This is a genomic window from Pelovirga sp. (assembly GCF_059864205.1).
In genome coordinates this window covers 1-13174 of record NZ_JCBCBS010000156.1, presented here as the reverse complement: position 1 = coordinate 13174, position 13174 = coordinate 1, and the positions used below count along the sequence as shown (strand labels likewise).

Annotated in this window: 14 protein-coding genes and 2 pseudogenes; 8 read left to right on the top strand and 8 right to left on the bottom strand. The window is 52.1% G+C overall.

The genetic code is table 11. The features are described from left to right. Nucleotides 1–182: 182 nt before the first annotated feature. Nucleotides 183–1241: a zinc-binding dehydrogenase gene (locus tag AC6F7T_RS09970; RefSeq protein ID WP_500718449.1), complete on the top strand. Its 1059-nt coding sequence runs from the start codon at nt 183–185 to the stop codon at nt 1239–1241. 555 nt (nt 1242–1796) lie between these two features. On the opposite strand, the gene pyrC is transcribed toward AC6F7T_RS09970, so the two are convergent. Beyond that, the gene (gene pyrC / locus AC6F7T_RS09965; RefSeq protein WP_500718446.1) at nt 1797–2831 is read right to left on the bottom strand and encodes a dihydroorotase; all 1035 of its coding nucleotides are present in this window, start codon (nt 2829–2831) and stop codon (nt 1797–1799) included. Nucleotides 2832–3120: 289 nt separating this feature from the next. Between pyrC and AC6F7T_RS09960 the strand changes: the two genes are divergently transcribed. Then, complete coding sequence (locus AC6F7T_RS09960) at nt 3121–3264, top strand: hypothetical protein (RefSeq protein ID WP_500718443.1); 144 nt, start codon at nt 3121–3123, stop codon at nt 3262–3264. On the opposite strand, the gene AC6F7T_RS09955 is transcribed toward AC6F7T_RS09960, so the two are convergent. From AC6F7T_RS09955 to AC6F7T_RS09940, 4 genes and pseudogenes are all read right to left on the bottom strand, one after another. Continuing rightward, complete coding sequence (locus tag AC6F7T_RS09955; RefSeq protein WP_500718441.1) at nt 3223–4779, bottom strand: GTPase; 1557 nt, start codon at nt 4777–4779, stop codon at nt 3223–3225. The two genes, AC6F7T_RS09960 and AC6F7T_RS09955, sit on opposite strands and share 42 nt — an antisense overlap. Further along, entirely contained in the window at nt 4754–5872 is a 1119-nt protein-coding gene (locus tag AC6F7T_RS09950; protein ID WP_500718438.1) for a GTPase, read from the bottom strand. Before AC6F7T_RS09950 ends, AC6F7T_RS09955 begins: the two co-directional genes overlap by 26 nt. Nucleotides 5873–6254: 382 nt before the next feature. After that, nucleotides 6255–6653: pseudogene (locus AC6F7T_RS09945) on the bottom strand (redoxin domain-containing protein); the annotation flags it as partial. Nucleotides 6654–6665: 12 nt separating this feature from the next. Then, complete coding sequence (locus AC6F7T_RS09940) at nt 6666–6911, bottom strand: hypothetical protein (RefSeq protein WP_500718435.1); 246 nt, start codon at nt 6909–6911, stop codon at nt 6666–6668. A gap of 500 nt (nt 6912–7411) precedes the next feature. Here AC6F7T_RS09940 and AC6F7T_RS09935 point away from each other — a divergent pair, with 500 nt between their 5' ends. The 6 genes from AC6F7T_RS09935 (at nt 7412) to AC6F7T_RS09910 (ending at nt 11256) form a co-directional block, all read left to right on the top strand. Continuing rightward, nucleotides 7412–7828: a hypothetical protein gene (locus tag AC6F7T_RS09935; RefSeq protein ID WP_500718432.1), complete on the top strand. Its 417-nt coding sequence runs from the start codon at nt 7412–7414 to the stop codon at nt 7826–7828. 107 nt (nt 7829–7935) lie between these two features. Then, nucleotides 7936–8559: a redoxin domain-containing protein gene (locus AC6F7T_RS09930; RefSeq protein WP_500718430.1), complete on the top strand. Its 624-nt coding sequence runs from the start codon at nt 7936–7938 to the stop codon at nt 8557–8559. Nucleotides 8560–8563: 4 nt separating this feature from the next. Next, the gene (locus AC6F7T_RS09925; protein WP_500718427.1) at nt 8564–9313 is read left to right on the top strand and encodes a cytochrome c biogenesis protein CcdA; all 750 of its coding nucleotides are present in this window, start codon (nt 8564–8566) and stop codon (nt 9311–9313) included. A 69-nt stretch (nt 9314–9382) separates the two neighbouring features. Next, entirely contained in the window at nt 9383–9820 is a 438-nt protein-coding gene (locus AC6F7T_RS09920; RefSeq protein ID WP_500718425.1) for a disulfide bond formation protein B, read from the top strand. Beyond that, nucleotides 9817–10473, top strand: coding sequence for a thioredoxin domain-containing protein (locus AC6F7T_RS09915; RefSeq protein WP_500718422.1), 657 nt, complete (start codon nt 9817–9819; stop codon nt 10471–10473). Before AC6F7T_RS09920 ends, AC6F7T_RS09915 begins: the two co-directional genes overlap by 4 nt. A gap of 66 nt (nt 10474–10539) precedes the next feature. Further along, entirely contained in the window at nt 10540–11256 is a 717-nt protein-coding gene (locus AC6F7T_RS09910) for a vitamin K epoxide reductase family protein (protein WP_500718419.1), read from the top strand. A 169-nt stretch (nt 11257–11425) separates the two neighbouring features. Here AC6F7T_RS09910 and AC6F7T_RS09905 read toward each other — a convergent pair whose 3' ends face one another. The 3 genes and pseudogenes from AC6F7T_RS09905 to AC6F7T_RS09895 form a co-directional block, all read right to left on the bottom strand. Beyond that, entirely contained in the window at nt 11426–11551 is a 126-nt protein-coding gene (locus tag AC6F7T_RS09905; protein WP_500718417.1) for a hypothetical protein, read from the bottom strand. 130 nt (nt 11552–11681) lie between these two features. Continuing rightward, nucleotides 11682–12101, bottom strand: a complete 420-nt coding sequence (locus AC6F7T_RS09900; protein ID WP_500718414.1) for a hypothetical protein — start codon at nt 12099–12101, stop codon at nt 11682–11684. 708 nt (nt 12102–12809) lie between these two features. After that, a pseudogene (locus AC6F7T_RS09895) lies at nt 12810–13174 on the bottom strand (hypothetical protein); the annotation flags it as partial.

The following is a 13174-nucleotide window of genomic DNA, read 5'->3' as shown; positions in this document are numbered from 1 at the left end:
GGGTCACTCCTTCCTTCCCCCCCTGTTATGAAGAGATCTTTGCGTAATAAAGTGCCGTTCTCAGCACGGCTACTGCCTGAGGTGGTTGTACCTTTAGAGGTTGAGCCGTACAATGGACAAGATACCTTGAAACAAGGAAAAATAAACAGCCTTATCATTGGCAACCAAGTCAGGAGAAAAACATGAACAACACCAAAGCATACGCTGCCGTCAGTGCCACCGCCCCCCTTGCCGCCGCCACCATTGCGCGCCGTGAACCAACACCGCACGACGTACAGATCGAAATCCTCTTTTGTGGCGTCTGTCACTCCGATCTTCACACCGTACGCGACGAATGGAGCAGCGTCATGCCGACCGTCTACCCCTGTGTTCCCGGGCACGAGATTGTCGGGCGCGTCACCAGGGTGGGTTCGGCAGTCACCAGTCACAAACCGGGTGATATGGTCGGGGTCGGCTGCCTGGTCGATTCTGATCACATCTGTCCCAGCTGCCAGGCCCATGACGAGCAGTTTTGCCCTGAAGCAACCTTTGCCTACAATTCTCCCGACAAACATCAAACCGCAGCGGTAACCTACGGCGGCTATTCGGAAAGTATCGTTGTTGACGAACGCTTTGTTCTGCGCATACCAAAGAATCTTGATCCGGCCGGGGTGGCACCGCTCTTGTGTGCCGGCATCACGACTTATTCCCCGATTCGACGCTGGGGGGATATCAGCGGAAAAAAGGTCGGTGTGGTTGGCCTTGGGGGATTAGGCCACATGGGAGTAAAGTTTACCAAAGCCTTCGGCGCAAAGGTTGTCGTTTTCACCACCTCCCCCGGCAAGAAGGACGACGCCCTGCACCTGGGGGCCGATGAGGTGATTATCTCGACAGATGCCAGGCAGATGAAACAGCACGCCGGCACTTTCGATTATATTCTGAATACCGTATCTGCCGATCACGATATCAACGCCTATATCCAGATGCTCGGCCTCGACGGCAACATCACCCTGGTTGGTATTCCGGAAAAACCCTTGCCGGTTGCTGCTTTTGCCCTGTTGTTCGGACGTAGGAGCCTGTCAGGGTCGCTGATTGGCGGCATCAGGGAGACTCAGGAGATGCTCGATTTCTGCGGTGAGAAAAATATTACTGCTGATGTCGAAATCATTCCGATCCAGCAAGTCAACGAAGCCTATGAGCGGCTGTTAAAGTCAGACGTCAAATATCGCTTTTCCATCGATATGGCGTCATTAAAAAAATAATAGTAACTATTCAGCTATGCCCCTGCGCAGGGTCGGGGGGCCTGTGACAAGGGTGTTTGTCGCCATGGATGGCGACAACAAGCGGTCATGGATGACCCAACGGGAAACAATCACGTCCCTTGACAGAGGGTCCGAAGATCCGGTGCCGAACAGATACCTTTCAGTCAAACAAGAGATTACTGATCGATAAATAACGTCCTTCGCCCAGTGCTCAAAATTTCAGCAAGGAGGACAAATCCTTGTCGCCTCAATCGCTTAACTGACACTATCAACAGCGACAGGCCGGCTTGTCAACAGAGGCTGTGAACAAATGATCTTAGCAAGCTACCTGTGCCAGAAAAAACCGCATAACAGGCAAAAACACCGATAACTTTACGATTAGCGCTAAGGTCGATGCACCATCTTCATCACGAGCAACGACTGCTCAACCGCTTCCTGCTGCCTCTTTTCGGATAAGGGATCGGCCGCTTTTGTGTTCCTCAGATTTTATCCGCGAGCCAGTCGACCGCGACCCCGCGGATATGGTGTTGTTTGTGATGTTGCATGACCGACTCGTTAAACTACCTGCCACTGCAGGGTTTCACCGGCGTAAAACGGCACCATCGGCTGGCCGGCGACAGCGACCGTGGCCGGGACCTGCCATGGTTTGCGGACGAGGGTGACGCTGTCAGTGTTGCGCGGCAGACCGTAAAAGTCCGGTCCGTTGAAGCTGGCGAAGGCTTCGAGTTTGTCCAGAACACCCAAGGTGTCAAAGATCTCTGCATAGAGTTCCAGTGCCGCCGGCGCACTGTAACATCCGGCACAGCCGCAGGCGTTCTCTTTGGCGTGCTGCAGGTGGGGTGCTGAATCGGTGCCGAGAAAAAACTTCGGCGAACCGCCGGCGACGCCGGCTTGCAGCGCCTGTTGGTGGGTATTGCGTTTCAACACCGGCAGGCAGTAGTTGTGGGGCTTGATGCCGCCGACAAGGATGTGGTTACGGTTGTAGAGCAGATGCTGGGGGGTGATGGTGGCGGCAACATTCGGGCCGCTGGCGAGCACAAACTCTACGGCATCACTGGTGGTGATATGCTCGAAGACCACCTTGAGTTGCGGGTGCTTCGCGACGATCGGGACCAGTTGCTGATCGATAAAGGCTTTTTCGCGGTCGAATACGTCGATCTCGCTGGTGGTGACCTCGCCGTGGACCAGCAGCAACAGACCGGTGTCGGCCATGGCCGCAAAGGTGTCATCCAGAGCTGCCAGGCTGGTCACGCCCTGCGCCGAATTGGTGGTGGCGTTGGCCGGATAGAGCTTGCACGCCTTCACCAGTCCCTGCCCTGCCGCCTCGCGGATCATCGCCGGCGTGGTATGGTCGCTGAGATAGAGGGTCATCAGGGGCTCAAAGCTGCTGGTTGCCGGGATTACCGCCTTGATGCGCCGGCAATAATCATGGGCAGCGGCCAGGGTGATCACCGCTGGCTGCAGGTTGGGCATGACGATGGCGCGGCCAAAGACACGGGCGGTGACAGGCACCACGGCTGCCAGCATCGCGTTGTCACGTAAATGAATATGCCAGTCGTCAGGTCTGGTTATTGTCAATGTCTCTGTCACGCATTACTCCCTGATAGCCACATGATTCCCTCCGATACAAAAAGCTGCCTTCCCTTATGTCGGATTGCACTCGTCTTATCAAAAAACCCGGCAATAATTATTCAGCCGGCCAGTCTCACTTATATGCACTTTTTACTTGCCCTTCAAGCCAGAGTAGAGTAGTGTTCCGGACAAGGGGGCTTCATCGCTTCCGTAAACCCTTCGTGCCACCCCCCCTCCGGCACGAGGGGTTTTTTTATTTACAGCTCCGTTGCCTCCCGTCGGGGACTTCTCTTAACCGGGGTGGTGCGTGTTTATCCAACAGCGGCTTTTTCTTGCGGTGGCGATTGTCAGCGGGGTCATGGGCGCTTCGCCATTAAAAGCAGTAGCGGGGTTTACCCGCTTTTCGCCGTCACTGCTTGTCCGTTTTATCCCTGATGATGGCGAACAGTGACCGGCCTGATTGATAGAGTCGCCCGACCTGGTCACCGATTCCCCCGACACCGCCAGCCTCGATACGGCGACGATTCAGCTGCGTCTGCAGTCCCTGCTGATAGGATGTGTCGAGCAACCTGCTGAGTTCACTGAGATTATAGCTCGGTTGGTGCTCGGCAACCGAAAGGGGAATCAGCTCGTTAAAGCCAAGCAGCTTGCGATTGTACTCCAGGGCGGTTTTAATGGCTTTTGCCTTGGGGTTTTCCGGAGTTTCCAGGTCATAGGGCGGCTGCCACTCCGCCACCGGGGGCAGGCGATCAACCTGGTTCAGCACAGCGATGATAACCGGGCGTTTCCGGGAACGCTGGGCTGGTGTCAGGTAAAAGGCATCAAGTTGTTGTTTGAAATCCCTGTCCAGTAAACGAGCGGGCTGATTGGCTTTAAGCACCCAGATGATCAGATCGCAACTGGTGACTTCCTTGAGCAGATTCTTCGTGGTTTTCTCGTTGCCATCAAGACCAGGCAGATCAACCAGATGAACCATCTCCATGCCGTCAATATGGCACCGATGTACGGTTGTTGCAACGGTTGAGGGGAGCGGACTAACTTCGGCGACCATGGCGTCGACAAGGGCATTGATGATGGACGATTTACCTGATCCGGTCTGCCCGGCAAAGCAGATCCTCAATGGTTCAAGGGGCGCTGCCATATTCCTGCTATCCTGCCCTTGTATCGCCGGATAATGTTCTTCGACCCGGAAGCGGCCGCTGTAGAGATCGATGGCGACGGAGACAACTTCCTGCAGCAAGGCCTGTTTCAACTTGAGCTGAAACTCGGCACTGACCTGAGTCATCATTTTACCGATCACCTGACTGCGCAATTCAGCCAGCACCGCTGTCACCGGATTGGCCAGCCGGACAATCCGGTAGCTGTTCCACACCCATTTGGCCGACCTGTAGCCGGACATCAGCTTTTCCTTGTTGTCATATCCCTGTACCAGCAGTGACAGGCGGGTATTTTCTACGAAGGGAACATGTGTTTTCAGCAGCAGACGATAGCGACGACTGATTTCCTCTACCATCATCAACACTTCCGGAAGGGAAAAGGCAAGCTCCTTACGACTCCCTTTTTCATGGTAGTTTTCAGCAGCAGCCTTGATCAGCGCCAGGGCGTGCTCCTGCAGATGCCCCCATTGGGGGTTTCCCTCCAGCTGTTCGGCAATTTTCCGGTTCAGTCTGTCCCAGACCTGATGATCGTAATCAGCCCAATCGGCGGAAGCGGTTACCAGCCCCTCTTCCGCCACGGGCACAGTACCGGGGGTGGGACGCCACAGGGTCCAGCGTAGTGCCGCGATCAGGAGGGCACAAACAGCCAGCAGGGCAACAAAATGGAGAATATAGCCATAGTCGAACAAGGCGATCAGCCCGAACAGACCCAGGATCAACACGGGCAATATCAGCACAACTGCGAGCAGAGGCATGGCGGCCGTTGACAACCGCCGGGTTGTTTTAATGCTGTTCAACAGACGCTTCACCGCTCTTTACCTTTCGGACTTCGTTAAACGCCTGCTGATACAGGCGTTTTAGTTCCTGCTCGGAGACGGCTTCACCTTTGCTCTGATGATAGAGGTATTTACAGGCTGCCCGGCCGATGGCATAGGTCGAACAAAAACTGACGGCAACGGCTGCGGCACTGCCGACGGTTTGCCCATAAACCGGAATCAGTTTGGTGAGCTGCCGTATGCCCAGTTTCGACAGATACTGCACACTGAATCCGGCTCCCAAGGCCGCGACAAAGTCGGCCAGGGCTTTTTTATCCCACGCTATCCCGTATTGTCCAGCCAGATGATGGAGCATTTTTGCCTGAATCATCGGGACAGTGCCCAATCCGACCAGCGGGATGGCATCTGTGCCGCCGGAAGCCGCAGCGTACCAGAGGATGTCGTTACGAAGTGGGGCAAAGTGGCTCTCTTCGGCACAGGCATGTTCTTCTCTGGTACTCAGCAGGGCAATGATGGGTAAAAAATCAGCGAGAGCCAAGCGCAACTCTTCCACCCCGACGCTGCCGTCATCCGCGCCGCCGAAATCCACAGCAACAGATTTGACCGGCTGCTTCCAGACAGATTCAACCAGGTGCTGATTGTGGCTGATCGCCTGGTACCGTTGAAACTCATCAGCCAGCAGCAGAATACCCGTGTGGACCAGCAACAGATGCTTGACAGCAGCTGATCTGCGAATCCCGGCAAGGGCCCGGATTACTGCGCTTTGTTCGGGCTCCTCCGCCTTCATCACGATGATGACGGCACTGGTCGTCTGCGCACAGGCGGCGATATCTTCGTCGGCATTGTAGTCGGCCTCGGCCAGACCGCGCGTGTCAAGAAAACGCAGCAGCGGCTTTTCTGGTGGAAAGTCATAGCGCCGGGAACTCCGGGTGCAAGGGCTGAAGCCATTGCCGATTTCTACATCCGACCGCCCTGTTATCGCTTGAATCAACGAGGATTTTCCCGCCCCGGTTTTGCCCAGCAGCCAGAGGGTGGGCAGACGGGCAGAAACAGCGGACGGTTTTTTTGCGGCAGCTTTTGCAGGGGAGCTGATCCGTCGGCGGATATGGTGATATATTTTTTCCATTGAAGTCACTCTGTGGTGCAGCAGCGCCGCAACCCCGATCAGGTTTTTATTGCCCGAAAAATGCTAAAGATCCACGTCGCCGAGTTAACTGACAACGTGCAGGGCGACTCATAAATAGGGCTAAAGCGTCCACTGCCGATCCTCTCCCCGCAGGCAGCCCATAACGCCTGAATTCTTGCGGAGGCATGGAGAAATGTGGTCTTCACACGCTCCGCGTAACCGTCATCATCACCATCGCGGGAGTTGGTGCTTCCATTTGCCCGCCCTGCCCCTGTCAGAACCACCCCGGGCAACGTTTTAATAAATGCCTGAATACCCTACAGACATCCACCGGCAAAATAAATGGTTTCAGGTTTTCTGGCGCGTCACTGTCGCTTTCAGCTTATGCATCATCCTCCCGGAGGCTCCGTAACAGTGCAATTGACGTCTCAGGTTCGATGCGTTCGGTATGATCGGCAAAGAAGGCAGCGTTCTTGACCAGGCCATCGCGAGCGACAACAATCCTGCCGACCAGAGGCAAGCGCCAGCGGTTATCCCCATTGAAACGCTCCAGATCGATGCCGAAGTCACGATAAATGTCGATGAGCTCTGCGGGCAGATCAAACATCACCCGGAGTTGGTCAAGATAGGAGGAACCAGGGTCGCTCAGCAAAGGATATGTCAGCCCCAATTTGCTGACCAGGGGACCGGCATATTTCGGCAGCATGGGGGAGATAGCCACCAGTTTTGCACCGGTCTCTTCAATCTGTGGTAATGCGCTTTGCAGAGCTTCCAGCTCCGCATTGCAGTAAGGTCACCAGACCCCCCGATAGAGGGTGATCAGCACGGGTCCGTGCGCCCGCAACTCCGCCAGAGCGACTGATTTCCCTTGTGTATCCGGCAGCGAAAAGTCAGGGATTATTTCCCCCCGGCGAATAGTTCTGTCAAGAATCCCGGAGCCTTCCACCGTCATCCGGGACTTGAGCATTTTTTTCATAATTTCAGGAGAAATCTTCTTGGCGGCTGCCACTTTGAGGTTTTCCAGTTGTTCCTTAAGCATGCTACCTCCCTAAGTATTGGTTACAGTCTTTGGATAAAGAGATGTTATCGATTAGCCGGCTGTTTTTTTCCGTCACGTCTCAGGTGAAAAAAAGATCATATCCGATCTTCACCAAAATTTCCCGGGTGAGCCTGATTCTCTTCGCCTATGACCTGCCTTACCGGGCGCACAGTCTGAAAAGGTGAGATAAACCATCAGTCCGGCGATCGAGCGTGTATTCCTGTCTGATCAGTGGTGAGCTTACGGGACACCTGACCCACATCATTAATTGATGGTGGCCGACAAGACGCATACCCGATTGCCGAAAATGATAATTCGGGGAGTTGGTTGAAATTCATGTTGCAGCTGAGGTGTGCAAACGCGCAGAGATGAAAGGAGAGTTTACCCCTCGCTTTAATCGCTAAAGGCGTATATAAACCTTATGTCATTTTTTTGGAATTTTCCGCCTTCAGGTAATACCCATGCTGACGAGAGCTCTACAGACAAAATGGATCATGCAATTGATGGTGCTGATCTATCTCATGCTCAGCTTCGGTAGTGCCAATGCTGCCTTCTGGTGTCAGGCAGATGAAAACTCCTCTCATCTGGAAGTGAACCCTGTCGGCAAATGTTGGATCAATTGTTCTCCAGATTCCGCTGTGCTTCAACCGGGCTTGGCAATCCCTCAGTCAGCTGGTTTATTTTTTTCACTTGATGACCAATGCCTTGATTCCCCGGTATTTACTGCAGCACGACCTACTTCAAAACCAACCAACCTGCTAAACAAAAACGTACCAAGTTCATTCGACACCTCTTACCTCCCCTGCACTCCTAAGCTGAACGTAGGTATCAGACACTTGGCCAACCATAACCGGCCGGGCTACTTACCCGAAGCTCAACCCTTAAAAGTCCTGCGTACAGTTGTCCTACTGCGTTAAGCCTGGCTGCCCTGGTTACAAAATAACAGATCATTATTTGAGCTTGCGTTGTCACCACATCAATCATGTTCAACTGATCCGCATTGACTCCTGGCGTTGAATAGGCATTGAAGTTACTTCGTTGCCGGTTTTCACCCCATCCTGTTTGGGACGTCATCTATCAGAAAGATGTTGATGTACATATCGCAAGGCCTGATACCCTGCGAACAGAAAGGTTCTTTATGCGTTACTTGCTTTTGCTCGCCTTCCTCGTGTTGATTGGCGGCGGCGTCTACATTTATTCCAACCTCCCAACACCGGTGCTTGCCGGAGATCTTGCGCCTGATTTCCAGCTGTTGGATACCAAAGGAAATACCGTTACGCTTTCTGAGTTACGTGGCAAGGTTGTCATGGTGAATTTCTGGGCAACCTGGTGTCCGTCCTGTAAACAGGAAAAACCTTCGATGGAACGGCTCAACAAGATGATGACGGATGAGAATTTTGTCATGCTGGCAATCAACACAGAGGAGAATGGTCCTGCGATTGTTCCTGCTTTTCTCAAGAAAAATCCGCTTGAAATTACTGTGCTCTACGATGACCAGGGAACCGTCAAACAGCAATATGGTGTCTATAAATTGCCGGAATCTTTCATCATCAATAAAAACGGCATTATCGACCAGAAGATTATCGGCCCACTCGACTGGTCCAGCCCCCAAACAGTCGCCTACTTCCAGCGTTTGATCAGAGGGTAATCCAGTGCTACAACAAGCTGCCGATATCACTTACTGGATTGCGTTTACCGCCGGAGTTTTATCCTTTATTTCTCCTTGCGTTTTGCCGCTGATCCCTTCGTATCTGACCTACATAACCGGGTTATCCTTTGAGCAACTCGATGATGAGCATCCGGATGTCAAGGTTCGCCTGACGGTTATCCTCCACATTCTTTTCTTCATCCTCGGATTTTCCCTTGTTTTTATTCTGCTGGGCGCAATTGCCGGCATCGCCTCCGGGCAAATTCAGGCACTACTGCGCGAGGGGATGAACTGGGTTGCCAGGATCGGTGGTTTTTTGATCCTGCTGTTTGGCGTCCACATGACCGGCCTATTCTCCTTTCGCGCCCTGCTCAGCTACAAAAGAATTCAACTGAATAAAAAACCAGCTGGTTTCTTCGGGACCTTCGTTGTTGGCATTGCCTTTGCCGCCGGCTGGACACCCTGCATCGGCCCCATTCTCGCCTCGATTCTGATGGTCGCAGCGACCTCCGGGCAAGTCGCTGAGGGAACCATATTATTAACTTTCTATTCCCTGGGACTGGGGCTACCCTTCCTGCTCGCGGGACTGCTGTTTCACCGATTTCTGAGCACAGCTAAACGGTTACGACACCACATGCGCAAGATTGAAATCGGCACCGGTGTGATGCTCATCGCCGTTGGCATCATGCTGATGTTCAATCTGTTGCTGCCGATCACCATGTTTTTTTACCGGTGGGTTCCGGTGCTGGGTTAATGGCGAGTCGACGATCGTCGTCCCTGCACCTTCGATCCAATATTGCATCATATTACGGAGTGTTAAGTTATGTCACAATCTGACAACGCAATGAATACAAACTGGATGTTGCTGTTCTTGTGCTGGCTCCTGGTCAGCGTCTCGGCAACAATCAGTATTTTTTTCAGTTCCGTTCTGGAATATCAGCCCTGTGTTCTGTGCTGGTATCAGCGGATTTTCCTGTTCCCTTTAATCCTTATTTTTGCTGCCGGCCTGTTCCCGACGTTTGACAAAAGCGTCATCAAATATGCCCTGCCGCTGACCATTGCCGGTGGATTGACAGCCCTTTACCATACACTGCTCTATGCCGGAATTATTCCGGAAAACATTCAACCCTGTTCACAGGGTGTATCCTGCACGGAACGATACATCGAGTTGTTCGGTTTCATATCCATCCCGATGTTGTCATTTTTTGCATTTTCAACCCTTGTCACCCTGTTAATCATACTAAAGAGGAGAACAGCATGATGAAATACGCACTTGTAGGAATCACCTGTATAGTACTGGTGTTAGCCTTTGTGGTCGGCAATAATTATTATAAAGATCAGCAAATAAAAAAGTACGGCTCCATGGCAGCAACGAACACTGAAGTTTTTGTCAGAGATCATTCCCGAACCCTGGGTAGCGATGATGCCAAGGTAACCCTGGTTGAGTTTATGGATCCGGCCTGCGAAACCTGCGCGGCATTTGCCCCCTTTGTCAAAAAAATAATGGATGAAAACCCCGGTAAAATAAAGCTGGTGCTGCGTTACGCGCCGTTCCATGATGGTGCTGACGATTTTGTTAAAATCGTTGAAGCTGCCGGAATGCAGGGCAAATACTGGGAAACCCTGGATCTCATGTTTGCTACCCAGAATATCTGGGCTAATCATCACAACTATCAACCGGAAAGATTATGGGACATCCTCCCCAGGGCGGGCATAGATATCGAACAAATAAAAAAAGACATGCATGACCCCGCTATTACGAAAATCATTGTCCAGGACATGGCCGACGTGAGAACCCTTGATGTGCAAAAAACTCCCGGCTACTTTGTCAACGGCAGACCGCTGCAAGTTTTTGGCTACCGGCAATTGTACGAATTGATTCAATCGGAATTGAACGCCCAATATCCGAAATAGTGAGGGCCACAGATATCTTTATTGGTAGGGCCGGTTGAGTAACTCAACTTCTGGAGGACAAGAGACTTGAGTAAAAAAACGAAAAAACACAAGACCTCCACCGAAAAAGCGGCGCCGCAGCACGAAGCATCGATCCGCGAAAGATCAGTAAAACAGGAAAAAAAGAAACGACCGCCGGTACTGAAGAAAAGGACACATCCCAACTGGTCGGTGACGGCACTTGCCGGAGTCGGGATGGTCTTGACCCTGTATCTGACTCTTACCGTGTGGCTCGGAGAAGCGCCCCTGTACTGCGCACAAGGAAGCGCGTGTGATATTGTTCAGCAAAGCCGCTGGGGGACCTTCCTTGGTTTGCCAACGGCATTCTGGGGGTTCCTGACTTACACGGCACTCGCCTTTATCGGTTTTAAGGTTCGCAGTCCCGAGCAGCAGTGGAAGTCAGCCTGGATCGTTTCATTAGTGGGCGTCGGTTACAGTGTCTATCTCACTTTGGTATCGCACTTTGTCATCGATGCCCTTTGCCCCTACTGCCTTGCTTCGCTGGCAATAATGATGGTCACTTTCGGAGTCATCATGACTCAGCGGCCCGAGGGGATGAAGGATTTCAAGTTTAAGTCCTGGGTTACGCAAACAGCCGTTGTGACACTGATCATTATCGGGGGGATGCACCTACACTACAGTGGCGTATTTCATCCTGCAGCCGGGCCTGAAGATCCCTACCTGAAAGGGCTGGCCACTCACCTTGCCCGGGAGAATGCCATTTTTTATGGTACTTTGTGGTGACCGGCCTGCAAGGAACAGAAGTTTCTGTTCGAGTCATCCGCTGAACTGCTCCCATACGTCGAATGCACGCCGGGTGGCCGCAGGTCACCGCAGGCAGCAGAATGCAGAATAAACAATATTCAATCCTACCCTACCTGGATCATCGGCGGGAGAACCTATAAGGGCCTGCTCAAACCTGACCAGCTGGCTGCGCTTTCAGGGTACCCCCAAGAATAGGATCATCAATCATGTGGTGGCGCATGGCGATCATAGCCAGGCCACGCAAACTGGTCCAGTATCCGATTTTTTTTGCCATAAATATCTCCTCCAGAAAAACTGCCGGAATCGACAGTGATCGGTTCCGGCAGCGGTTAGGCTCAATTGAAGTGACTTGGATGGGTCAGTACAGCAGAAATATAGCTATCCTACTACCTGACTTATGGATTTCAGCAAACTTGAAACAGGGCGTTATCCTTGCTGCACTTCTCTGCAACTTGCTCCGCCGCAGATCCCGTATTGAACAAACCGCGATCTTTGCTCAGACCTGTCGGGTCATATCCTGCCTCGGTGCCAATCCAGGCCAGTTGAACGGCGCTGTAGTCAAAGTTCACCGCAGCAATTGTTGCTTTTTCGCTGGCGACAACCTCGGCTCCGGCCTCGGTACCAATCCAGGCCAGTTGAGCGGCATTGTAGTTAAAGTTCGCCGCAGCGATATTTGCTTTTTCGCCGGCGACGATATCTACCCCCGCTTCCGTGCCGATATGCGGGCTATTGCCAGGGATACCTATCCCGGCAAATGACGTTACTGCGAGACCTAATAAGAGGGATGCAGCCAGGCTACCGATGGTTAATTTTTTATTTTTCATGATGAAGGCTCCTTTTTTAGTTTGTATCTCTCTGCTTGCCAGAAAGATCGTTGCATGTTTATTGATCATCAATCTATGGGCCCGGTGTGATTGCGTTGATGTTCATAAACTTTGCATAGAGGGTGCCAACTTTTAAATAAAATGATAACAAGCTGAATTCATTGATTCTTTTATTTTTATTGCAGAGCAAAAGAGTTCTTTCTTTGCTTTTGTGTAGAATATTCTACTTATTGTTGTTGAGTATTATTCAGTTCGGAGATAACCGAACCAGGGATAAATAGAGCTTCCTGAATAAATTCATATTGAGCTCAGATGGTGATCAGCTCAACCTGTTCTGCTCTTTGATAAAGCACTGAGACATTCTATCGGTTCGCATAATGCGCTGTTGCCACGCCATGAACGCCTGTGCAGCGCACCAAGCCCGATACAGCGTGTCGCACATCCCTTCGACCATGGTCGGCGTCTTGCCTTTTTTTACCTCGAAAAATATTTCGTCACCGGAAACATCAGGTTTAAAAAGGGCCGTATTAGGTGAGGTGTCCCTTAAATTCCAAAACAAATGGAAAGCTGAAACACAGCAGACGGATGAATAAATTCATGGTGGCCCCCTCCGTAGGGGCACGGCGCGCCGCGCCCTGGTCCTCGTTATATTGGTATTATGTCCCCCGAAGCCAGATTTTCGTGCCACGCTTTCACCTTCTCGTTGGGTTATTTACCAACAATGTCCTCTTCACCCAAGTCCTCGGCAATCAGTCGAAACTGTTCCAGCGCGGCTTCTAAATCCGCGACAATCTCGGCCGCCAGCACACCCGGCTCCGGTAGATTATCCGAATCCTCCAGCGAATCGTCCTTGAGCCAGAAGACATCAAGGCTGGCTTTATCGCGGGCGATCAGATCGGTATAGTCGTAGCAACGCCAACGACCGGCAGGGTTGTCCTCGCTCCAGGTGCTGGTGCGTTGATTGAGATTGCCGGCATTGTAAAGGGTAACGAACTCATCCAGATCACTGCGCCCCAGAGAATTGGTTTTGAGGGTGAAGTGCATGTTGGTGCGCAGATCGTAGATCCACAGCT

Excerpts from the sequence above, each read along its gene's own strand:
- AC6F7T_RS09900 (WP_500718414.1), bottom strand. The coding sequence starts at position 12,101 with ATGAAAAATAAAAAATTAACCATCGGTAGCCTGGCTGCATCCCTCTTA.
- AC6F7T_RS09915 (WP_500718422.1), top strand. The coding sequence starts at position 9,817 with ATGATGAAATACGCACTTGTAGGAATCACCTGTATAGTACTGGTGTTA.
- AC6F7T_RS09970 (WP_500718449.1), top strand. The coding sequence starts at position 183 with ATGAACAACACCAAAGCATACGCTGCCGTCAGTGCCACCGCCCCCCTT.
- AC6F7T_RS09920 (WP_500718425.1), top strand. The coding sequence starts at position 9,383 with ATGTCACAATCTGACAACGCAATGAATACAAACTGGATGTTGCTGTTC.
- AC6F7T_RS09905 (WP_500718417.1), bottom strand. The coding sequence starts at position 11,551 with ATGGCAAAAAAAATCGGATACTGGACCAGTTTGCGTGGCCTGGCTATG.
- AC6F7T_RS09940 (WP_500718435.1), bottom strand. The coding sequence starts at position 6,911 with ATGCTTAAGGAACAACTGGAAAACCTCAAAGTGGCAGCCGCCAAGAAG.
- AC6F7T_RS09950 (WP_500718438.1), bottom strand. The coding sequence starts at position 5,872 with ATGGAAAAAATATATCACCATATCCGCCGACGGATCAGCTCCCCTGCA.